Source organism: uncultured Desulfosarcina sp. (genome assembly GCF_963664155.2).
Taxonomy (GTDB): Bacteria; Desulfobacterota; Desulfobacteria; order Desulfobacterales; family Desulfosarcinaceae; genus Desulfosarcina.
This window is the reverse complement of the sequence record NZ_CAXXXH010000001.1, coordinates 2,400,867-2,422,259: the sequence shown is the minus strand read 5'-3', so window position 1 is coordinate 2,422,259 and position 21,393 is coordinate 2,400,867. Positions and strand designations below refer to the sequence as shown.

Sequence of the window (21,393 nt, the reverse complement as noted above, 5' to 3'; positions counted from 1 at the left end):
CATGGGAACCGCCCAGGTTCCCTGTTATGTGACAATTGTCGAAGGTGGCGAACTGCGCGTTTCCATCGATATCGACCGGAAAGCCGATCTTGAGATTACTAACCGGGCAGGAGGCCAATCGGTTGTTACCGTGCAGGAATACCGGAACGGCAAACCAAGAAAGGGTTTCAACGCTGAGTCTTCAACCCTTGATCGAGACGAGTACCGAAAAGAGTGGCGGTTCAATCGTTTCTTCGAGCAAACGCCTGAGTCGTCGGTTGTTGACGAAGTCAGAATCCAAGTACAAAAGGGCGAGGTATCCGCAAAAATGGGGCAGACGGGAGAGAATCGCCAGGATTTCTATAACTATGGCTACCAGCATGGCACATTTGTAAATCCCGGGAAACCCTTGACCTTGAGAATAACTGGAGATGATCCTTCTAATAACCAGACATCAGGTAGGTTTTGGCTGGAATACGAGACTGGAAACTATTCGGAAAAGACGCCCTTCATGATCGAGGGTGGCAAGACGCTTACCTGGAGTTATCCTGCCGGCCAGGGAATCAAAGGCTTGGAAGTGGATATATCGAAAGGGCGGGCGAAAATCAGCCTGATCCAAGGGCCGGATTCCAAGGAACCCGTCCACAAACTGCCGGCACCCAAAAATGCGTCCAAGCCAAGTCCCCAGCCCAAAGACCAAGCCTTCCCGAAGCCTGAGGTGAAGAAGCAAATGGCCATTCTCCCCACGGCCCAGCCGACAGCCTCCAGCGACACTATCCTCGATGGCGAAGTGCCCTTGTACAAAGGCGCCCGGGTGTTGAAAAGCAGCTCGGCCGGGGCGTATTCCCAGGCCCGATTGCAGGCGGAGGCCACGCCTCAGGACATTGTCGATTTTTATAAAAACGCCATGTCGGCCAAAGGGTGGGAGCCGGGCATGGCCATGGTTCAGGGCAACAAAGGCGTGCTCATGTTCAAACAATCCAACCGGCAGCTGGTTTTCAAGGTGAAGGGGCAGGGAAATGCATCCAGGATCGATGTGACCATTATCAGCCAGTAAGCGACAGCGGGAGTGTACGAGATCATCACGGTGTCATTTCCATGAACAGTGTGCAGAGAACTCCATGGCGTTTCCTTTAAAGCTTCTTCAGGCCACCGATGGCCAAACATCCGAAAGAAAGGAGTGGATATGTTGGAGCGGCTTCCAGCCGCGATTAGTAAGAAAATCATCGCTGCGAAGACGCCGCTTCTACAAAAAACCGCTCCCGATCAGATGCCATTTCCTGCTATAAGTTGAAAGGCAAAAAGCGGATGACGTATTCTTTTGATGAAAAGCAGATCAGCCTCTTCCTTAAGGTCGCGGTTATCCTGGCCATCGTTTTAACAGGCCAACCGTCCACAGGCAAGGCCGCCTTTCTTTCGGGCACCGACATTCCCCTGATCGACAGGGCTCGAATCTTAAAAGTTAAGCAATTCCAGGGTTCCGGGCGTTTCGAATTCGAGGTGGATATCGCGCCCGCGGAGGTTGTCGAATTTTACCATCAGACCATGCAGGCCAAAGGGTGGCCGGCTGGCAGAATCATGTCCGCCGGCAGAAACTGCGCCCTAATGCTGCTGCATCAGGGGGACGTATTTTCGATTAAGGCGGAAGATAAGAGCGGCCGAACATATGTCACCCTTGCCGTGGTCTTGCGGTCGTCTGTCGAGAAGGCATTGGATCCGAAAGTGGCCCAGCACTATAGTGATGCTACGAAATCTGCCGCGGCCCCGAAAGAGAAGATGCTTCCCGAAAACAGCAACGTCACCATCGAAGGGACGCCCATCGGCAAAGGCGATTTGATCCGTCGCCCCGAGTTGTCGGGTCGTGATGGATCGGTTACCGGAAAAAAGGACGGCGGCAATCTACCGAATGATCCTTCCCCGTCGTCCGATGACAGTGATCCGGATGCAGAGGATTCGTCATCCGACGACGCATCCCAACCCGAGGATGTGTTGGATGCTGGCTGCGATCTGCCGGAAAAGCTTTCCGTCTCCATCCATGCTTCCGTCCGATGGACGGTTACAGATCCGGAAGAATATGAGTATACCGGAACGATCAACCTGCACTTCAATGGAAACATGAAAATTTTTGAGAAGGGAAGCCCCACCGTTCATGGTGCACTGGGGGCCTTTAAACCGGAGTTGACCTACAAGGCGGAAAACGGAACTGTTTCGTTTAATTACGAAGAACGTAGAATAACCCTGAAGCGCATACCTTCTGGAAAGTGTCAGGACCCATTGATTGTCGAATATCAGGGGGGTGGTGTGATGCCGCTATCTGTAGAAAGTTTGTTTAAAGTTCATCGCTATTCCTCTTCGGCATCGCCCTATCTGCAGAATCTATCGGCGGACAAGCAGCGTTTTTTATCCGCTTTCAAAAACAACACGGCGGTGCCGGATTACTACGAATTGATGATGGGGCCGGGGGGATCGAAAAAACGGATAAATGGCCGGAAAAAAGATTCAGGGCAAACGGCGTGTGTCTACATCCCGGTGGATCGGGGTTTTCCCGGATGCCACATCGGCATCCAGGTCGAACTGCCGGCGACAGGTGGGCTTACTGGTTCCCGAACATGGTCGGCCGACGATCAGGGGTTGTGCCCGCCGTCATTGGGCATCTCCATTCTCGATATCGCGGCGGTACAGGGTAAGAAGCCTTTGAAACCGCCTGCGGGCGGGAACCGGAACGTGACGTATCGGGTAAGTTGGCAGATCCGGAAAGGAGAGGAATATAATTCAATTCCAGCTGAACCCACGGACAAGAAAAAGCCCTGTGAAATTCTTCTCAATCGGATAAACACCATCCGCATCAACAGAAAGCTCTTCCAGAATAAAAAGCTCCAGCGATATTGCGAGGAAAAATTCGGAAAACAAAATTATCCAGACTATAACGCTATCGTCGAAAAGGCAGCCAGCTATATATACAGTCAGGAATTCGAAACCTACCAGGAGGCGTCGGATTTTATCGACAGCCTGGATCCAAGTCAAATACAGGGAATAGAATCCAGTGACACAGGTAATCCGGCGACTTGTATGAAAACGGATGTTCTCTATTACGACCTCGACGGCCATGTAGTGAATGTGGAGATACAGGGCTATATAGATGGCAAACTCGTAAAGATCATGGAATTTCCAAACGGCGATTTTAGTTCAGCACGTAAAACAGGCGACTATGATCGGGTCCGAGAAGCCTATGGCAAGGATTACTTTGAATCGGGTGCTGGTGAAATCATATTTGACTCCCAAATTAAACATGAATTGACCCATGCCCGGCAATACCTTGAAAAGGGTTATAAACCCGAATCAATAAGCGAATTCAGCGATTGGGAGCAGGAAGCCTATTGGAACGAACTGAATGATCTACTGGAAAAATACAAAAAAGCGGGCTGCTGAGCTCGCCGTTTTTTTCCTATAAGCGCCAATCGCCGGGCGTTGCGCAAAAAGAAAGGACGTTTATAATGCGCTATTGGTTTGTTTTTGCTTTTATTCTAATTGTTTATGTCCTAAGCCCGGGAGATGCTTTTTCTGGAAACGATGCTCTGTACGAAACATGCAAAGACCATCCCCGCGGCCCCTGGTGCTACCAGGAAGCTTTGGAGCAGCGCAACCAACCCGAGTTGTGCGAGAAGATTCTCGAGTACTGGCCCAAGGCCGACGGGGTGCACGGCTGGTGCTACTACCAGTTGGCCATGAAAAACAAGGACTGCAGCCTGTGCGAGAGGATTCGCACGGCCGACATCAAGAATATGTGTCGGAAGGATGTCTGCAATTAAATAAACAGAAAGGGAGGCACCATGGTCGTTACTCTGATTGTCATTGGCGTCATCGTTCTTCTTTTCATCCTGCTTTACAACAACCTGGTGGGCAAAAAGAACCAGGTGGCCAATGCCTTTTCCAGCATCGATGTATTGCTGAAAAAGCGCTTCGACCTCATTCCGAACCTGATCAAAATGGTGCAGCGCTATATGAAGCATGAAGTCGACGTGCTCACCCGGGTGACCGAGATGCGGGCCAAAGCCATGTCCGGCCAGATGAACGATACAGACACCGTGGCCATGGACCGGGAGATGTCCAGCGCCATCGGGAAAATCATGGTGGCCGCGGAAAACTACCCGGATCTGAAGGCCAGCGAGAACTTCATCAACCTGCAGGCCTCCCTGAACGAAGTCGAAGAACAGATTTCCGCGGCGCGCAGGGCTTACAACGCCTCGGTCAAGGATTACAACAACGCCCTGGAAATGTTTCCCAGCAATGTTGTTGCCAGCCTGATGCGCTATCAGCAGAAGGTGTTTTTCGAAATCGATGCCCAGGAGCGCAAGAACGTGGATGTGGGGCAGCTTCTCGACCTATAATCACGAAAAGGAGCAACCATGCAATCACTGGAATCCTTTTATCAATCCGATTTGTTGCCGGACTTGGAAAAACTGGAAGCACAACGGATTACCGTAAAAAAGAAATTCGAACAGGCCATCATTCTTTTTGTGGGGCTTAATCTGGCGTTTTTATTTGTTCATGGTCTGTTCGGCCTCAATCTTTATCTCATGGTCTGGTTGATGTTTATCCTTCTATCGGCCCTCTTTACGTTTTTTTTCTGGCACATCAAGTACTACCGGGACTATCATGCGGGCTTCAAGGACAAGATCATCCCCAGAATTGTCGCTTTTGTCGACCAGCGGCTGCGGTACAACAAAGCCGGCATGGTGCCCAAGGAAGCATTCATGGCCAGCCTTTTGTTTGTCGACAAGCCCGGTGAATACCGCGGAGACGACCTGGTAAGCGGCACCTTGGGGGAAACGGCCGTCCAATTCTCGGAGGTTCATGCCAAACGGGTCGATATCGTCCGGAGAAGTTCGAGTTCAAGCAGCACGAATCGGACGAAAAAAACCGTCACGCCCATCTTCAGGGGGCTTCTTTTCGTGGCCGATTTCAATAAATCGTTCAAAGGCACGACCATCGTCTTGCCGGACACGGCCCAGCGGCTGTTCGGTGACATGGGGCAGGTGCTCCAGAGCCTCAACGTGCAAAACGGCCAACTGGTCAAGATGGAAGATCCAGCGTTCGAGAAGCTGTTCGTGGTTTACGGCGAGGACCAGGTGGAGGCGCGCTACATCCTTTCCACCAGTTTGATGCGCCGGATCGTCGATTTTCGGAACCGGGCAAATCAGGAGATGCGGCTTTCCTTTTCGGCCTCCAAGCTGTATGTAGCCATTCCCTTCCAAAGAGAACTGTTCGAACCCAAAATCAGAGAGAGCCTGCTCAACATCTCCCACATCCAGGAGTATTACGACGATTTGAAACTGGTTGTTGATATCGTGGACGAGTTGAATCTCAATACGCGCATATGGACGCAGAAAGGGTCGGCGGAGGCCGCCTCCGTGGCCGCGGCCAATGCGAACCTGGAAGCCGGGCCGTCCGGCACGCCGCCGCCATTTACACCGCCGACGTACCAGAAGATGGGAAGCCGGAAGCGCTATTCAGAGGAAGAGACCAAGGCGCTTTTCACGGAATTCATCGGCAAGGCCGACACCGCCATGGCGCCCAAGATCAAGACGGTCAAACGCTGGTTGAAGCGGGTTGCCGGCATTTTACTGGTGTTGATTGCCTTGCCGTTCCTTCTTTCGGGCGTCGGTATGGGCGGGTTGATCACCGTGAGCGTCGGTCTGTTTTTTCTTGTGGGTGGCTTTATGTCCCCATCCATGGAAAAAATGGCCGGTGTCGTTATTTTCCCCGCCATTGGTATCGTTATCGCCGTGTTCAGCTACAGCGCCTATCAAACCAGTATGGCAAGCAAATCGTGGCCGACCGTAGACGGCAGTATTATCCGGTCTGACATCGAACGGCAAACCAGCACCAGCGGTGACGGGGCCGATAAGAAGACAACGGAGACGTTGATTCCCAAAATCGCCTATCAATACCCCATCGATGGAAAGCGCTACGAATCCACTAAAATTTCCTTTACTATAGCACCGGGCAACGCGAAACAGCTCGTTTCCCGATACCCGGTCGGAAAAAGCGTTCCCGTTTACTACAATCCCGACAAACCTGAACAGGCGGTGCTGGTTCCGGGGAGTCCTGGATTCAATTATGTGCCGTATTTCTTCTCCGCCTTTTTTCTCCTTCTGGGGGTGGCCATGTTCAGCCGATGGCGAAAACAGACCCGGGCGCTCGGGTAACTCGATGTGAAAAAGAGGGCCTGAAGGATGAACCTGGCCGGCGTTTCAAGGGGGATCACTCCATCGGTGGCGACAATCAACATAATCGTGGCAGATCGGGATAAACGTCCTGTATCCAGCGGGTGGCGTACATCCTGCGGAGGCGTCTATATGGAAAATAACCACGAGAAAAGGGAGCTGAAAATGACAAAAAGGGTATTTTTTTTCGGGATCGCTTTACTGTTCGCATTCTATTTGGGCGTTGCTTTTGCCGGACCGAACATGAACCCCGGCAAATGGGAAATTACCACGGAGACGGAGATGGTCGGGATGTCCGGCATGACCGTTCCGCCGATGACCCATGTCCAATGCCTGAAAAAAGATGACCTTGTTCCCCAGAGCAGTGAGGCCTCCCAGGAGTGTCAGGTAACGGATATCCAACAAGACGGGGATACCGTTTCATGGAAGATCGTCTGTTCCGGTCAGAACGGCCAGATGGATGGCACCGGAACGGTTACCTACCGGGGCGATTCCATGGAGGGGACCATGGATATGGTCATCAAAGGCGCCGGCATGCGGATAAAAAATAAAATCAGCGGCCGGCGGATTGGCGATTGCGAATAGCATTCGTCTCAACCGCCTTTTCTGTCCGGATGCTTGTCATTTCATCTTTTGATCGATGCGTTCTTCCGTCACACAGTAGATGCCTTTACCGGCCAATCCGGGACCGAAGCACAGGTTGTCGGACAGGCAACGGGCCCGGGTGCGGTTGCCGGATTGCCAGCGTTTGATCAGGCCCGGCTCGCGGATCAATGGCCGGGACATGGAGAAGTAGTCGGCCGTTCCCGCGTCCAGCAACCTTTCGGCCACATCCAGAGAGCGGATGCCGCCGACCAGGATCAGCGGGACGTCCACCTCTCCTTTGAAGGCCCGTGCCGCATCCTTGAAATAGGCTTCTTTCTCCGATTTATCAATGTTGGGCCGGCTGGGAGACAGCTTGCCGCCGGTGAGCAGCCCGCCGCTCAGTTCGATGGCATCCAGGCCGGCGGACACCATCTGCCCGGCCGCCGCGATGCTCTCCGCAACGGTCAGACCCCCCTCCGAGAAATCCTCGCAGTTCATTTTGACCAGTATGGGGTAGTCGGTGCCCACCGTCTTTCGAATCGCCCGGATGATCTCTGCATGGATGCGCACGCGATTGTTGATCGTCCCTCCGTAGTCGTCGGAACGCCGGTTGAACCAGGGCGAGAGAAACTGGCTGAGCAGATAGCCGTGGGCGCTGTGCAGCTGGATGCCGTCGAAGCCGGCGGTGCGGGCCCGTCGGGCGGCGTCGACATAATCGTTTTTCAGAAGTTGGATGGCGGCCACGGACAGTTCGGTCCGGGGGGCCTGGGAAAGTCCGTCAAAATCGGACACCACCACCGGTGGCGTACCGATGGCTTTCTCCAGGGCAAAATGGCCGGCGTGGGCCAGCTGGGCCACGATTCTGCCGCCTGCCGCGTGGACGGCGTCGGTCATGGCTTTCAGGCCGTCGATCAGGCTGTCGTCATAGATGCCCAATTGCCAGGGGCTGGCCTGGCCGTTTTTGGCCACATAGGCGTGGCCGGAGATGATCAGGCCGATGCCGCCGGCGGCCAGCGCCACCATGGTGTCAATCAGTTTGGGGGTGACCCGGCCGTCTTCGGTAGCCATGCCTTCCCAGGTGGCGGAGCGAACGAACCGGTTGACCAGGGTCATGCCGTTGATGTTGCTGGATTCAAACAGAGTGCTTGCGGTCATCTTGATCTCCTAAAAAAGTCCCCTCACCCTGTCCCTCTCCCCAAAGGGGCGAGGGGGCGTCGGCATCGCCTTGGTTCATCCAAGGGGCGGCTCAACATTATAGGTCTTTCTCTCCCATCACGGGGAGAGGGGTGTTTACGGTTCAATTGTCGTTGAAAAAACGGTCATCCCTGGTTGGACAGCGAAACGGTAAGCGCCTCGCCATCGCGGGTTACCGGATAGGTCTTCACCGGCCTTTTGGCCGCACCGCCCACCGGCTGGCCGTCATAGGTGAATGTCGATTTGGAGACGCTGCAGCACTGGATGGTGTTGCTGCCGGCAAGGGTGTCGATGCGACGGCCCATGTGGGTACAGCGGTTGGCAATGGCGTGGTATTGCCCGTCATCGCCGTGGAAAACCAGCAACCGGGGCTCGAGCCCCTTGCCTTCCAGGCGCACCCCGCCGCCTGGGGTTCTCAGTTCCGGTGTCCGGGGCAGGTCTATCTTTACGGTTCCGTCCTGCACGGACCAGGATTGCGGGTCTCCGGGCATTGGAGTTTCGCAGATGCCGAAAAGTCTTTTCAGAAATTTCATTTTTACTCTCCCGATAAAATCATGCGGTCGTTTTGACCACTGGTTGAATATCCGAGCATTTACCTTGACCCCCTATAGTGTCCGTCCGGGAATGGTAGATTTTGGTTCAGGCCAAGGCCCGAGCGATGTTGAAACCGCAGGCGTAGTATTGGCTACGTCGAGGATAGCGCTGAAGCTTCACTACGTGCTCAGCAGAGCGAGAACGCCGGCCTGGGCCAAAAGATGCCTTTTCTGGGCAGACACTAAGCCGCCTCAACCCGACACGGCACATACCGGTGCAGCGGTGTGCCGGCCAGCGGGTCCCGGTTCGTTCCTTTGGTCAAGCGGTTTACGTTGGCCCCCGTGACCCTTCCCTGGTAATTGAGCCCGAAACCGTGGGGCATCACAACCTGGCCGGCCCGGGTCCGGGAGGAGACTTCCAGTTCGATGGTCTCCCGGCCGGCGGCGGTGAACACGCTCACCTGTTGGCCATCCACAAGCCCCAATGCCACGGCGTCGTCGGCATTTATGGCCAGGGTGCAGGCGCGGCGTCCCTGGTTCCATTCGGGATTGCGCATCAGGGTATTGGCATTGGTGCGGACATGGCGGCCGGCCATGAGAATCAGCGGGAAGTCGGGATCGGGAGCCAGCGCCGCGGCTTCCCGTTCGGGAGTGAGGTCCGCGATCCATGCGTCCATTTCAGGGATATGGAGGTCGATCCTGCCGCTCGGCGTCCGGATTGCAGACATGTTCGCCGTCGCGTCCGATTTTCCCAGCCACAATCCTTCCGGGTGGTCCATGACGGCCTGAAACAGTTTCTCCCCGTAATTGGCGCGGGGATGCAGGCCGGCCAGGGGAGCCAGGCTGCGGTTCCTGATCATCGATTTCACGATGGTCGGCAGTCTGCCCGGGGCCGAGCGTATCGATTCCCCCCATCCTTCCTCGGCGAACCCGGCCCGCAGCGCGTCCTTTCTCAATTTCCCCGGTGCGGTGAAGAGCAGCCCCCACAGGGCGGCCAGGTTGCCGGAACCCATTTCTCTGCCGAGGGTCTTGGACAGGATAAACGGAATGGCCTTCATCAGGCCGGGGGTGGACCGGGCCAGGGTCATCAACTCCACGGCAAAGGCGAATCGGTCCTTTTTAGCAGCCTGGTAAATGGCATCGGGGAGCGCGGGAATCAGACCCATGGCGTCGGCGATGCGCATGAAAATTTCTCCGCACTCCAGGGGTTCGCCGTTGGGTTCGATGATGGGACGGCGCATCTGGAAGTAAATTTCCGGCCAGGTCCAGGTGAAGAAGGTGCCGTCCCAGGATTCGTAGCCGGAGCGTGCCGGCAGCACGTAGTGGGAAAGCCTTGCGGTTTCGGTCATGGCCAGTTCGATGGTGACGAGCAGGTCCAGGCGATCCAACGCCTTTTCGTAGGCGGTCGTGTCCGCGTAGGAACGCAGGGGGTTGCTGGCGCAGACGATCACGGACCGGATGCGGTCCGGGTGATCGCCCAGGATCTCTTCGGGCAGTACGTTGGGTGGTGAGTAGCCCATGAGGATAGGAAAATCGGTGGCCGCGGTTCTCCAGTTCTGGGGACCCCGTTCATCGGTGTGGGCGCCGATGGGCATGAACTTGCCCGGGATGACGTTGCCGCCGGGCACGCACAGGCGCCCGCATACGGCCAGCAGAAGGTTGTACAGGCAGGATGCCAGGGTGCTGTGACGGTTCATGTAGATGCCCAGGTCGGTATGCAGGCACCAGCGGCGCCGGCCCAGTTCATGGCAAAGGTCGACCACCGGGTTGACGTCGAGGCCGCACACGGCAAGCGCTTCTTCTACCGCAAAATTTTCAAACCAGGGGCGGATCCGGTCGAAACCGGTGGTGTGGCTCTCGATGTATGCCCTGTTTTCCCAGCCGTTTCCCAATATGATGGCGATCATGGCCCGCACCATCAGGGCGTCGGCGCCCGGCCTGACGGGCAGGTGGATGTCGGCCAGACTTGCCGTTTTGGATTTTCGGGGGTCGATGACCACCAGCAGTTTGTCCGGGTTCCGGGAAAATTCCTTGAGCACCAGAGGCGCCCGGGGCATCTGGTGGCTCTCCATGCCGTTCCAGCCTACGGCCAGCAGCATGTCCGCGCGCGGTTCATCGGGGATGTGAAAATCGGTCTGCCGGCCGGTGTGGCGGCCGCAGGCCCAGAAGTAGCCGGTCAGTTCCTGGGCGACGGCGTTGTAGTGGTACTGGGACCCCAGCAGCTTCATCAGCGTGCGGCCGAATCCCGCCTCGAAGTGGCAGCCCTGCCCTCCGCCGCCCATGTAAGCATAGGATCGGGGGCCGTGTTCGTTTACCACCGTCTTCAATTTTTGGGAAATTTCAGTGATGGCCCGGTCCCAGGAAATTCGCTCGAATCCGTTGGCGGTACGCTTGAGGGGGTGGGTCAGCCGATCGGCGTGGTGCTGGTGATGGGCCACGTTCAGCCCTTTGCGGCAGGCATAGCCCAGGCTGCGGGGGTTGGCCTTGTCCGGGCGCACTTTGACCATGCGGTTGCCGGCCACCTTGACTTCCAGCCCACAGTTTTGGGCGCACAGGACGCATCCGGTTTTATGCCATCCATCCACGATCGTCTCCTTACATCAATCCCCGTTCCTGGGCGATGTTCATGTAGGTTTCGAACACATTTTTCGGAGGAAGGTACCGGCTTTCCTCCGCTTTCTGCTTGAGGGTAATGGCTTCGGTGGGGCAGTCGGTGACACACAAGCCGCAGCCGATGCAGCGGTCGAGGTTGATCTGGGCGGATGCATCGACGGTGATGGCGTCCATCTGGCAGCGGTCCACGCAGGCTTCGCAGGCAATGCAGGCCTCTTCCTCCACCTGGGCATAATAGTTGGTGTGGACCATCTGGGCCGGCTTGTCCAAGGTCTTCATGTTTTTGAGAATGCCGCAGCAGCAGCCGCAGCACATGCAGATGTTCATGGGTTTTTGCTGGTTGCCCGGTTGGAGCACCAGTCCGGCATCGACACCGGCCTTGAGAATGGATAGGGCCTCGGCCTTGTCGATGGATCTGCCCAGGCCGTTCTTTTCATAGTAATAAGCGCCGGCGCCAAAGGCCAGGCACACTTCCTGGGGTTTGTCGCATCCCTTGCCCACCATCTTCTGCTCTTTGCGGCAGATGCAGGGTGAGACCACGATTTTAGACTGGGCGTTGATGATCGCTTCGGCCGCTTCGTAGGGCGTCACCGCCATACCCGCGGAGATGCTTTTTGATACCGGTACCACCCGCATCTGCTTGGTCTTGACATCGACCCAGCCCTTTTTCAGTAGGGCCGGCATGTATTCGTTGACATCGCGGATCAGACCTTCGTCAAGGCTGTTGAGATGATACTCCCAGATGCCTACCACGAATTGGGCGGCACTGTAGAGACTTGAATCTTTTTTGGAAATCCTGAAAATCAAGCCTTTCTTGGCCATCTCCTCGAGCGCTTCGGCCAAATCCCCTTCGTTTCTGCCGGTTCTTGCGGCGACGGCCGCCGCCGTTTCGGGCATCATGGTCAGGGTCATGGCGACTTCGGCTTCTTCCGGGCTGAACAGGCGTTTCAGAATTCTCAGTTCGACGCCGCTCTCCGTGCTCGGGTACCCCGCTGGCAGGTTGTCCAGAAATGTGGCCAGTTTTTGATAGACATCGCTCATTGTTGTCTCCTGTGGTGTGATATTTTATTAATCAATACCGATTGGTATACTATATCGTTGAGGTTGGCCGGCGCATGTCGGTAATAATTTTTTCCGCCATGTCGATGGTGTTGAGCATATACGACTCCTCGCCGGAGATTTTCGACAGGACACTGCCCCCCTCCAAGAGGGCGATGAGGATCTCGGCGCTCTTTTGGGCATTCGTGGCCGGGTCGAAAACGCCCTCTTCGATGCCGCCGGTGATCAGGGAAATGATACTTTTTTTCCATTTCGCCAAGACATCCACGGCCATCTTGCGCAGCACGGCGTGGGTGTCGTCGGCCTCCACGGCAGTGTTGAGAATGGGACAGCCGCCGTAAGAAAGGATCATGCGGTAAATTTTGCGAAAGCCACGGGGATAGGCCAGCAGCTTGTCCAGGGTCGAACCGGCAGCCTTGAGTTCCTTGGAAAAGAAATCGAATATCAAATCGATGTTGTGCTGGAAGGCGTGCACGGCCACGTCGTCCTTATCCTTGAAATTACCGTAGATGCTGCCTTTGGTCAGCCCGGTGGCCGTGGTCAGGTCGGACATGGAGGTGCCGGCATAGCCTTTTTTGTTGAAGATGGGGGCGGCGGATTCAATGATCAATTGCCGGGTGCGTTCGGATCGGGGGCTGGTTGCGGGTTTCATGAAATTGCAAATATACCAAACGGTATATCAAGTCAACCGTGATTTTGCGGTGGGTAGGATAGCAAACATTTTTCTAAGGATAGTTACCAGGCTGTGCTCATTCAGAAAGATGCCCTTTCCGGAAGGGCGCTATGTATAGCTGCTGCCGTCCCAGCAATGCGTGCACAGCCGGTCCTTGGGCAGTCCGATGGCAGCCACCAAGTCGTCCATACGCTGGTATTTGAGGGTGGTCAGGTGCAGCCTCTCCTTTATCCGGTCGATCATGGCCAGATTTTTTTCAGAGCCGTGACGGGCATATTCATCCAGGTGCCGGTCCTCGGATCCTTCCAACGCCTGGATGGCCGTGCGGCCGGCGAGGTCAAGGGTGGAGCGCGAGGTGGAGAAGTTGAGGAACTCGCAGGGGTGGATCAGGCAGGGGCAGGCCGGACGCATGTGAACCTCTTTGGCGCCGTATTCGAACAGCACCTGTACGTTGTCCCGCAACTGAGTGCCCCGTACGATGGAGTCCTCGCAGAAGAGGATGCGCTGGCCGTCGATGAGCTGGTGAACGGGGATCAGCTTCATGCGGGCCACCAAGTCGCGCATCTTCTGGTTCTGGGGCATGAAGCTACGGGGCCAGGTGGGGGTATACTTGACGAAGGGACGCCGGTAGGGCAGCCGGCGCTGGTTGGCGTAGCCGATGCCGTGGCCGATGCCCGAGTCGGGGATGCCGCCCACGAAATCGACGACAACATCGTCATTGTTGGCCAAGGCCGCGCCGCAGCGGTTGCGAACGTCCTCCACATTGATGCCTTCATATTCCGACGCCGGGTAGCCGTAGTAGACCCACAGGAAAGCGCAGACCTGCATGCGTTCGCCGGGGGGCGTTTGCTGATCCCAGCCGTCCGGGCTCATCTGGATCACTTCGCCGGGGCCCAGGCAATGATCCACTTCGTAGCCCAAATTGGGAAAGGCACAGGTTTCGGAACTGATCGCAAAGGCATCGTCGCGGCAGCCGATGGTCAGCGGCGTTCGCCCCAGCCGGTCGCGGGCGGCAAAGATGCCCTGGTCGGTGAGCAGGAGCATCGAGCAGGAGCCCTCGATGGCCTCCTGTGCGTTTCTGATGCCGTCCACATAGCTGTCAGCCTCGCAGACGAGCATAGCCACCACTTCGGTGGGATGCACATCGCCGGCCGTGGTGTCGGAAAAGAAGCTTCTGCGCTTGAAGGCCCTCTGGACAAGCACCTCCTGATTTTTGATCTTGCCTACGGTGACGATGCCGAAGGTACCCATGTGGGAGCCGACGATCAGGGGCTGGGGATCGGTGTCGCTGATCACGCCGATGCCGAAATTGCCGTGGAAGCGGTTCAGTTCCGCTTCGAACTTGGTGCGGAAATAGCTGTTTTCGATATTGTGGATGGCCCGCTGGATGTCAGTGGGGTTGTATACGGCCATGCCGCCGCGGCGGGTGCCTAAATGGGAATGATAGTCGGTTCCGTAGTAAAGATCGGATACGCAGTCCGATGTTGAAACAACGCCAAACAATCCGCCCATGGTGCTCCCCCCTTCCGGTGGCTTTTGTCCTAACGAAGCAGTGGTTTTTCAAACACAGAACCAGAGAACGGTCGAAAAAAGAAATGAATAGTAGGGGGTAAATTAAGCGGGATGGAAAATCAAGGGAAATATATCCTGAAGAAATAAGGAGCGCCATCGGGTTAACTGGTGGCTGGTGACAGCTTCTGCATGGCAACGGCTGCAGCGAATGCGGCCAGACCCACTCCATCGGCCCAGTACTGGGGCCAGAAAAGGCCGGCGGCGGCAATCCAGAACAGCATTGTCTCCGGCCAGGTGGCCCGGCGGATGAAAAAGCGCTCAATGGCCGAAGCGAATGCGATGAGTCCCAGCATGGTGGCGATCATGGTCTCCACCACCTGCCAGTGCAGCAGTTCATAACCGGCTCCCATGCCCAGCAGGGGGCGGTAGGCCATGATAATGGGAATGATGTAGAGCCCCTTGGCCAGCTTCCAGGAAGTAAAGGCCGTACGCATGGGGTTGGCACCGGCAATCCCGGCGCCTGCGAAACTGGCCAGGCTCACCGGCGGGGTGACGTTGGCGTCCTGGGAGTACCAGAAAACGATCATATGGCTGACCAATAGCGGAACGCCCATGTCCAGCAGGGCCGGTCCGGCCAGGGTGGCCAGGACGATATAGCTGGCCGTGACCGGCAGGCCCATGCCCAGAACCAGGGATGCAGCGCCGATGAGCAGGATGGCCAGCAATTCGATCCCATAGCTCAAGTCCAGCACCAGGCTGGAAAATTTCAAACCCATGCCGGTCAGCGTCACCATGCCCACGATAATGCCGGCGGCGGCGCAGGCCACCGACACCATGATGGCGCTTTTTGCCCCTTTCTCCAGCGCCTTCACAATGCTTTTTAACTCCCCGAAGCCGAATGCAGCGGCGGAAGGGCGTTTTTTCTCCGTTTCCATTTTTTGCGGTGCTACGGCCCAGCGAACGGTATTGGCGGCCAGGCTGGCCGCCAGCGTACTGATGACGGCTACGAAACCGGCCATCATGGGCGAGTAATTGTTCACCAGCACATAGATGAGGATCATTACGGGGATAATGAAATGCAGGCCCTCCTTGAGCACCTTGCCCACCCGGGGCAGGCTTTCTTTGGGTTGGCCTTCCAGACCGAATTTTTTGGCTTCATAATGGACGAAGAACAGGACGGTGACGTAATACATGATCGCTGGCACCAGGGCCACCTTGATGATGGTCAGGTAGCTGGTGTTCGTGAATTCGGCCATGAGAAAAGCGCCGGCGCCCATGATCGGCGGCATGAGCTGCCCGCCGGTGGAAGCTGCCGCTTCGATGGCTCCGGCCACATGGGGCCGGTAGCCGACTTTTTTCATCATGGGAATGGTGAAGGAGCCCGTGGCCACCACGTTACCGACGGCAGAGCCCGACACCGATCCCATGAAACCGGAAGCCACCACCGAAGTTTTGGCCGGGCCACCTGAAAAACGCCCCGTGAGGGCGTAGGCCAGCTCGATGAAAAAATTGCCGCCGCCGGTGGATTCCAAAAATGCGCCGAACAGGACAAAAACAAAGACAAAGGTGGCGGCTACACCGATAGGCAGGCCGAAAATACCTTCGGTGGTCAGCCACAGGGTGGTGGCGATTCGTTCGATGGAGTAGCCTTTGTGGATGATGATTTCGGGCATCCATGGTCCGAAATAAGCATAAAGCATGGCCACGGCGCAGATGCCGGTCATGATCACACCGATGACCCGCCGGCAGGCTTCCAATACCAGCAGCGTACCGACGATGCCGACGATCAGGTCAGCCGGCAGCCAGTCCCCCTGACGCTCGAAGATTTCGGTGAGGTTGATGCAGATGTAGGCCGTGCAAAAGATCGATGCCGCCGCAAGAACCCAGTCCATGACCACCCAGAAATTGATTCGATCCTTGCGGGCGCCGAGAAATGGAGGTCGGAGCAGGAAGGTCAGTGTCAAAATAGCACCCAGATGAATGGATCGCTGGACCAGGGCCGTAAGCGCGGCAATGCCGGCGGTGTAGAGCTGATAGAGACTCAAACTCACCGCCACCACCATGACCAGTTTGGCGGTGAAGGTTACCAATGCCGGGTTGCTACTGTTGGCTGTTGCTGGATCGCTATTGGCCATATAGACACGTGTGCTTTCTTTCTGCTGATTCCGCTTTTTGGGTTATTTTTTCACTGGGTCGACCATCGAGGGGGTTGCCGCGTGCGGGAAAAAGTACCGCCAATAGCGGTACAAGAATGATACCGGTCTGGCAGAAAATTTTACCGCCGCATGGGGGGCCATCACGCTCAGGTTGGTACGGGTGCCGCGCCAGACGATCGTATGGTCCACGCCGATGCTGCCGATGCGCAGGACAAAATCACCGGTGGGCATGTGCATGTCTTCGATTACCTCGTACGGCCCGCGTGTGACCATGTGTCCCACACCCGGCATTTTGCCCATGCCCGCGCCGAACTTCAGGTAGCGCTCCTCGTCAATGAAAATGCGCCCCGACGGGTCCAGGCTGTGCGTTTCCCAGATCGGGGCGTTTTCCACCGAATGATAGTAGTGAATGGTAAAGGGTTCGCCGGCTTCCAAGGGAAGCACCAGCAGCGGCGCCCCCCCTTTGACCGGCGTTACGCGAAGTTCCAGTCCACCGGGTAAAGCCCGTGCAACGGCAATCAGCAGAAGCGTCAAGCCGATTCCGGCGATCGCGATTCGCCTGGCTAATCTGGCCGACATTCTATATCAGGGCCGCAGCTTGTCCGGCACGGCGATGCCCTTTTCCTCCAGGTATTTGATCGTCCCCGGGTGCAGCGGGATCTGAGAGTATTTCACCGCATTTTCCGGCGTGGTGTAGGCGGCAGACGGATGAATTTTCTGAAGGTAGTCGTTGTGTTCGAAAAGGGCCTTGACCAGATTATAGACCATCTCGGTATCCAATGAGGCCTGGCAAATCATTACGTTCCACACGCCGATGGTGGACACGGGCTGATCGATACCGCGGTAAACCCCGCCGGCCAGTTCAACAGCCGAATACGTTTTGTTGGCCACCAGAATTTGTTCGGTCTGTTCGGGCGTAAAACCGATCATATGGATCTCGTGGGTTGTGGCCAGATCCAGGATGCTGCTGGTGCCGGGACCCACCGACCACACGCCGACATCGATGGTGCCATCACGCAGGGCGTTGGCGTTTTCGGTGAAAGACAGGCGGCTGTCCTTGTAGCTGTCCGGTGCGATGTCCAAGGCCTTGAGCACCGCTTCGGCCATGAAGTTGGTACCGCTTCCCGGGCTTCCCGTACTGATGCTGCGACCTTTTACCTGGGTGATGTCAGTGATACCGGCGCTTTTCAGCGCTACAATTTGCAGCAGGTTCGGATACATGATGGCCATGGAGAGGATGTCATGCTTCTTGCCGTTGAATTTACTCAGGCCATTGAAGCCGGCTACGGCCACATCGCCCATGACTTCACCGATGACCGTTTCGCCCTTGTGAGCCAGCTTGACGTTTTCCACGCTGGCCCCGGTCACCTCGGCCACCGCCTTTACGCCTTTGACATACTTGGACCAGATTTCGGCCACCCCACCGCCATAGGGATAGTAAATCCCGCCGGTACCCCCGGTGCCGATGCTGATAAAGGTGGTTTTGGCCAGGGCTGGCGATGTGATCGAAGCCGCGACGAAAATGATTAATATTGCAAAGCTTATGCGTTTCATATCAGAATCCTCCCGTATGATTTTCAGATCTATTGACTCATGGTCTTGACCATCAGTACGATTGATTTTGGCCCGCAATCCATTCCGCTGACCGGATATTCAAACGAGGCGGTTTGTCCGGGTTCGACCAGCCCCTTTTTGGTTGATTGCGGGATCAGTCCGCCGACGGCTTTGCCGTTGTCCAGGAAGATATTGACCCGGAAGCGCTGGGGCTGGTCGCTGATATTCTTGACGGCAACAGTAAAGTGCAGGGTGTCGGTTCCTTCCCAGTTTTTGACTACACATGAGAAGTCGGCCAGCTCGGCTTCCGGTGCGATTGTTTTCTCAATTTTGCTGTCTGCGGCGCAGGGAAAGACTTCTCCGGGTTTGGGTTTGGGACCGGCGCATCCCGCAAAAACCAGGCATGCCAGGACGGCAATGATCCCCAAGAATCCTACGACGTGCTTAAATCGCTTCATGGTTCAATCCTCCTTGCAGGTTGTCGGGTGAAAACCAAAAGTCTATTGTCCAATGCCGGGAAGGCATATCTATGGTGTTGTCAATAACGTGTTGAATGTCGTGTAGAGACGAAACGTGCCGGGCCTGGTGAAGAGAAATGGTCCCCGGCGGACTGATAATCAAAAGACCACAGGCGCCTTTTTTTGTCAACTGTCAGTGTCCGGTGTCCATCGCCGATGTTGTGATGGTTTCACTATCGCCAGCCTGATGCAGATTCAGGATCATCAATTTTGCTGATGGCTCTTTAGCCACCCATATCGCTTCTTGCCTCAGCGCCTTTTAAAAAAGCTTGACACACGATGATCGAAATGGTTATTAGGTTTTCAAACGAAAGATAGATTCATCTAACAATGAGGTTCCCGTCATGGTTTCTGCCCAAAGAAGAGATATTGTTGAAAAGCCACTGACTTCCGTTATGGAAGATTACTTGGAAGCGATTTTCGATCTTGACAAGGAAAAGCGCGTTGTTCGCGTAAAAGATATCGCCAAACGAATGAATGTGAAAATGCCCACCGTTTCCAGCATGTTAAAAAGCTTGAATACCCGGGGGTTGGTGAACTACGAAAAATACGAATATGTGGAACTGACCAAAGACGGAATGGGCGTCGGGCAGGAAATGCGTCGCAGGCATGGGATTCTGCTCAAGTTTCTGACCGAAATTTTAAAGATTGACCATTCCACCGCAGATGAAGAGGCGTGTAAAATGGAGCATACCCTCAGTGCTTCAACCCTGGGCAACCTTACCGATTTTATGGCGTTTATCCAGGTGTGCCCCAGGACGGGGGAAGACTGGCTCCAGTTTTTCGACGACTATCGGTTGCACGGCAAAAGGCCTGAATCGTGCAAAACACGCTGTGAAACGTTTTCTTCCGAGTTAAAGAACCAGGCTGCTCCTGTTAAAAATTCCTGATCCCTTGTTGTGTCAGCCGATTTTCCGGCAAAGGGTCGGGCTGTAAACCGCCTTCAGGGCAACACTATCAAGGCGGTGTTTTTTTGCTCTGATAGTTAGATAATTCTATCAAAGAAAGGAGATACTATCGACATGGGGGTGGACAAAAAGGATTTGGTCAATGTGCTTAATACCAGCGTTAAAGAACTTCAGCAGGGCATCGATATGCATTGCTGTCTGGTAACCTCCATTTTGGAGGGGCGGCTGGACGAGAACAAGCTGCAACCGATATTGGACCGCTGTCCCAAGCGATCGCGGGAAATTCGGCTGGAAAAAGCGATTGCCGAGGCGATCGACGTTCTGGAAGAGAGCCGAAAGGCATTTAAATCCAAAAAAATAGAAGGATTGCGTAAACAGCTCACCCAGGTGTTGATCGAAGTGGAATGATATAGCCAGGGGAAGGTCTTACGGGTTCCATGTTTTCTAATTGGCATGGAACAAGTGAAGGCGTAACTCGAGATCGAAAACGATCGAGATACGCCTTTTTTATTGGCCGGTTCGGTTCAGGCCGGGTCGATCGACGTGGTAATATTACCAAGGAGGACATTAACTTGCTGATGAAAAAACAACCTGTTCATGATGGTGAAACAACCACATGCGATCCGGATGGCCCGGCTTTCCGCCTTGAGGGCCGACTTCGAATCTGGGAGACCAACCATTGTTTCAAATGCCCGGTGGTCGGGATGTGCCTGACGTTTGCCGAGCAAAAGCAACTGCTGAAAAAAACCGGCCTTCTGGAAAAAAAGAACAGTGCATACGACATTCACGAAAAACTTGTTGCCGGCCTCGAATCCGAAAACCGGCTCTCGCGGCGGATGGACAACCTGCTCGATCACAAGTATGGCAAACAGGCGGAAAGCCTGCTCGCTTTGGATGCCAACGCCTTCACGACACATTTCAAGGTTGCCATGGAAAAAGGCGAGGGGGCCTGCGCCTTGTGGGCTGCTGGGATCCATCCCCACCTGTCCCCGGAATCGAACCGGGAAATCTTCGGTGAAATTCACATGGCCATGCATTGGACCGCCGGGGAGCGCTTGAAACTCAGCCGCAAGCTGGCCCGGCGGGAGCGGGAATTGAACGGGCTGCGCCAGCGCGTGAAAGCGCAATCCCGCCAGCGCCGGTCGATGGAAAATGAGATCGAAGCGTATCGGCAGGGCCGCCAACGGCTTGAGAATGAACTCGTGACCGCGCAACGGGAGAAAACGCATCTGCAGCGGGCCCTCGCCGAATTGGATCGCCATCAACAGGTTGAGGCGCTGGAGATGGAGAACCGCAGGGTTCAACAGGACTATGCCTCCCTCTCCATACGATTGGAAAAAGTTCTGTGCCAAACCGCCGCTCTCGAAAAACAAAACAGTTGCCTGTCCCTGCAACTCGAGGAGCAGTGCAACCTGAACCGCCACGTTAAAGAGCAAACCCAGGCGATTATCGGTGAAATGGCCAATTGGAACCCTTGCGATGCCAGTTGCCCGTCCTTCGATTTATGCAAAAAACGCATCCTGATCGTGGGCGGGATCACCCGTATGGAATCGCTCTACCGCGAGTTGATCGAGAGTCGCGGCGGGGTCTTCGAATACCACGATGGGTACGTCAAAAAAGGAGCCAAAAGCCTGGAATCTTCTCTCCGGCGGGCGGATATGGTGCTTTGTCCGGTTAACTGCAACAGCCATGCGGCCTGCTCCATCGTCAAAAATCTTGGCAAAAAGCATAATAAAGCCGTTCATATCCTGGCTAATTCAAGCTTGAGTACCGTATCCCAGGTGATTTGGGGGAAAGCATGTAACGATGCATGCACCCTAAACTGATCCGGACATTTTCAAGCAGTTTTCTTTTACAAGATTAAACCCTTGATGGAGGATGT

The 21,393-nt window shown here is 55.5% G+C and carries 19 protein-coding genes; 9 read left to right on the top strand and 10 right to left on the bottom strand.

What is annotated here, in order from left to right; genetic code table 11:
* Positions 1 to 28 precede the first annotated feature (28 nt).
* From ACHZBS_RS11105 to ACHZBS_RS11080, 6 genes are all read left to right on the top strand, one after another.
* The gene (locus tag ACHZBS_RS11105; protein ID WP_319406573.1) at positions 29 to 1,036 is read left to right on the top strand and encodes a hypothetical protein; all 1,008 of its coding nucleotides are present in this window, start codon (positions 29 to 31) and stop codon (positions 1,034 to 1,036) included.
* A gap of 251 nt (positions 1,037 to 1,287) precedes the next feature.
* Complete coding sequence (locus ACHZBS_RS11100; protein ID WP_319406572.1) at positions 1,288 to 3,408, top strand: hypothetical protein; 2,121 nt, start codon at positions 1,288 to 1,290, stop codon at positions 3,406 to 3,408.
* A 65-nt stretch (positions 3,409 to 3,473) separates the two neighbouring features.
* Positions 3,474 to 3,788 carry a hypothetical protein gene (locus tag ACHZBS_RS11095; protein WP_319406571.1) on the top strand — a complete coding sequence of 105 codons (315 nt, stop codon included), beginning with the start codon at positions 3,474 to 3,476 and terminating at the stop codon, positions 3,786 to 3,788.
* Between the two features lie 21 nt (positions 3,789 to 3,809).
* The gene (locus tag ACHZBS_RS11090; RefSeq protein ID WP_319406570.1) at positions 3,810 to 4,367 is read left to right on the top strand and encodes a LemA family protein; all 558 of its coding nucleotides are present in this window, start codon (positions 3,810 to 3,812) and stop codon (positions 4,365 to 4,367) included.
* An 18-nt stretch (positions 4,368 to 4,385) separates the two neighbouring features.
* Complete coding sequence (locus ACHZBS_RS11085; protein WP_319406569.1) at positions 4,386 to 6,188, top strand: DUF3137 domain-containing protein; 1,803 nt, start codon at positions 4,386 to 4,388, stop codon at positions 6,186 to 6,188.
* Positions 6,189 to 6,371: 183 nt separating this feature from the next.
* Positions 6,372 to 6,791 carry a DUF3617 family protein gene (locus ACHZBS_RS11080; RefSeq protein WP_319406568.1) on the top strand — a complete coding sequence of 140 codons (420 nt, stop codon included), beginning with the start codon at positions 6,372 to 6,374 and terminating at the stop codon, positions 6,789 to 6,791.
* A 36-nt stretch (positions 6,792 to 6,827) separates the two neighbouring features.
* Here ACHZBS_RS11080 and ACHZBS_RS11075 read toward each other — a convergent pair whose 3' ends face one another.
* The 10 genes from ACHZBS_RS11075 to ACHZBS_RS11030 form a co-directional block, all read right to left on the bottom strand.
* Positions 6,828 to 7,946, bottom strand: a complete 1,119-nt coding sequence (locus tag ACHZBS_RS11075; protein WP_319406567.1) for an NADH:flavin oxidoreductase — start codon at positions 7,944 to 7,946, stop codon at positions 6,828 to 6,830.
* A 164-nt stretch (positions 7,947 to 8,110) separates the two neighbouring features.
* On the bottom strand, positions 8,111 to 8,518 hold the full coding sequence (locus ACHZBS_RS11070) for a Rieske 2Fe-2S domain-containing protein (protein ID WP_319406566.1): 408 nt from the start codon (positions 8,516 to 8,518) through the stop codon (positions 8,111 to 8,113).
* A gap of 242 nt (positions 8,519 to 8,760) precedes the next feature.
* On the bottom strand, positions 8,761 to 11,103 hold the full coding sequence (locus ACHZBS_RS11065) for a molybdopterin-dependent oxidoreductase (protein ID WP_319406565.1): 2,343 nt from the start codon (positions 11,101 to 11,103) through the stop codon (positions 8,761 to 8,763).
* 10 nt (positions 11,104 to 11,113) lie between these two features.
* Complete coding sequence (locus ACHZBS_RS11060) at positions 11,114 to 12,172, bottom strand: 4Fe-4S dicluster domain-containing protein (protein ID WP_319406564.1); 1,059 nt, start codon at positions 12,170 to 12,172, stop codon at positions 11,114 to 11,116.
* A 49-nt stretch (positions 12,173 to 12,221) separates the two neighbouring features.
* Positions 12,222 to 12,842 carry a TetR/AcrR family transcriptional regulator gene (locus ACHZBS_RS11055; protein WP_319406563.1) on the bottom strand — a complete coding sequence of 207 codons (621 nt, stop codon included), beginning with the start codon at positions 12,840 to 12,842 and terminating at the stop codon, positions 12,222 to 12,224.
* 129 nt (positions 12,843 to 12,971) lie between these two features.
* Positions 12,972 to 14,375, bottom strand: a complete 1,404-nt coding sequence (locus ACHZBS_RS11050) for an amidophosphoribosyltransferase (protein ID WP_319406562.1) — start codon at positions 14,373 to 14,375, stop codon at positions 12,972 to 12,974.
* A gap of 161 nt (positions 14,376 to 14,536) precedes the next feature.
* Positions 14,537 to 16,510: a TRAP transporter permease gene (locus ACHZBS_RS11045; RefSeq protein WP_319406561.1), complete on the bottom strand. Its 1,974-nt coding sequence runs from the start codon at positions 16,508 to 16,510 to the stop codon at positions 14,537 to 14,539.
* Between the two features lie 42 nt (positions 16,511 to 16,552).
* Positions 16,553 to 17,110: a DUF1850 domain-containing protein gene (locus tag ACHZBS_RS11040; protein WP_319406560.1), complete on the bottom strand. Its 558-nt coding sequence runs from the start codon at positions 17,108 to 17,110 to the stop codon at positions 16,553 to 16,555.
* Between the two features lie 6 nt (positions 17,111 to 17,116).
* On the bottom strand, positions 17,117 to 18,085 hold the full coding sequence (locus tag ACHZBS_RS11035) for a TAXI family TRAP transporter solute-binding subunit (protein WP_319406559.1): 969 nt from the start codon (positions 18,083 to 18,085) through the stop codon (positions 17,117 to 17,119).
* 29 nt (positions 18,086 to 18,114) lie between these two features.
* Positions 18,115 to 18,543, bottom strand: coding sequence for a hypothetical protein (locus ACHZBS_RS11030; protein WP_319406558.1), 429 nt, complete (start codon positions 18,541 to 18,543; stop codon positions 18,115 to 18,117).
* Positions 18,544 to 18,947: 404 nt separating this feature from the next.
* On the opposite strand from ACHZBS_RS11030, the gene ACHZBS_RS11025 reads away from it, so the two are divergent.
* The 3 genes from ACHZBS_RS11025 (at position 18,948) to ACHZBS_RS11015 (ending at position 21,337) form a co-directional block, all read left to right on the top strand.
* Entirely contained in the window at positions 18,948 to 19,493 is a 546-nt protein-coding gene (locus tag ACHZBS_RS11025) for a metal-dependent transcriptional regulator (protein WP_319406557.1), read from the top strand.
* 132 nt (positions 19,494 to 19,625) lie between these two features.
* A complete protein-coding gene (locus ACHZBS_RS11020) occupies positions 19,626 to 19,919 on the top strand; it encodes a hypothetical protein (protein WP_319406556.1) in 294 nt (97 codons plus the stop codon).
* A gap of 170 nt (positions 19,920 to 20,089) precedes the next feature.
* A complete protein-coding gene (locus tag ACHZBS_RS11015; protein ID WP_319406555.1) occupies positions 20,090 to 21,337 on the top strand; it encodes a DUF2325 domain-containing protein in 1,248 nt (415 codons plus the stop codon).
* The last annotated feature ends 56 nt before the right edge of the window (positions 21,338 to 21,393 follow it).

Coding starts and splice junctions, on each gene's coding strand:
- ACHZBS_RS11100 (WP_319406572.1), top strand. CDS start 1,288: ATGACGTATTCTTTTGATGAAAAGCAGATCAGCCTCTTCCTTAAGGTC.
- ACHZBS_RS11095 (WP_319406571.1), top strand. CDS start 3,474: ATGCGCTATTGGTTTGTTTTTGCTTTTATTCTAATTGTTTATGTCCTA.
- ACHZBS_RS11090 (WP_319406570.1), top strand. CDS start 3,810: ATGGTCGTTACTCTGATTGTCATTGGCGTCATCGTTCTTCTTTTCATC.
- ACHZBS_RS11085 (WP_319406569.1), top strand. CDS start 4,386: ATGCAATCACTGGAATCCTTTTATCAATCCGATTTGTTGCCGGACTTG.
- ACHZBS_RS11080 (WP_319406568.1), top strand. CDS start 6,372: ATGACAAAAAGGGTATTTTTTTTCGGGATCGCTTTACTGTTCGCATTC.
- ACHZBS_RS11075 (WP_319406567.1), bottom strand. CDS start 7,946: ATGACCGCAAGCACTCTGTTTGAATCCAGCAACATCAACGGCATGACC.
- ACHZBS_RS11070 (WP_319406566.1), bottom strand. CDS start 8,518: ATGAAATTTCTGAAAAGACTTTTCGGCATCTGCGAAACTCCAATGCCC.
- ACHZBS_RS11060 (WP_319406564.1), bottom strand. CDS start 12,172: ATGAGCGATGTCTATCAAAAACTGGCCACATTTCTGGACAACCTGCCA.
- ACHZBS_RS11055 (WP_319406563.1), bottom strand. CDS start 12,842: ATGAAACCCGCAACCAGCCCCCGATCCGAACGCACCCGGCAATTGATC.
- ACHZBS_RS11050 (WP_319406562.1), bottom strand. CDS start 14,375: ATGGGCGGATTGTTTGGCGTTGTTTCAACATCGGACTGCGTATCCGAT.
- ACHZBS_RS11045 (WP_319406561.1), bottom strand. CDS start 16,510: ATGGCCAATAGCGATCCAGCAACAGCCAACAGTAGCAACCCGGCATTG.
- ACHZBS_RS11040 (WP_319406560.1), bottom strand. CDS start 17,110: ATGTCGGCCAGATTAGCCAGGCGAATCGCGATCGCCGGAATCGGCTTG.
- ACHZBS_RS11035 (WP_319406559.1), bottom strand. CDS start 18,085: ATGAAACGCATAAGCTTTGCAATATTAATCATTTTCGTCGCGGCTTCG.
- ACHZBS_RS11030 (WP_319406558.1), bottom strand. CDS start 18,543: ATGAAGCGATTTAAGCACGTCGTAGGATTCTTGGGGATCATTGCCGTC.
- ACHZBS_RS11025 (WP_319406557.1), top strand. CDS start 18,948: ATGGTTTCTGCCCAAAGAAGAGATATTGTTGAAAAGCCACTGACTTCC.
- ACHZBS_RS11020 (WP_319406556.1), top strand. CDS start 19,626: ATGGGGGTGGACAAAAAGGATTTGGTCAATGTGCTTAATACCAGCGTT.
- ACHZBS_RS11015 (WP_319406555.1), top strand. CDS start 20,090: ATGAAAAAACAACCTGTTCATGATGGTGAAACAACCACATGCGATCCG.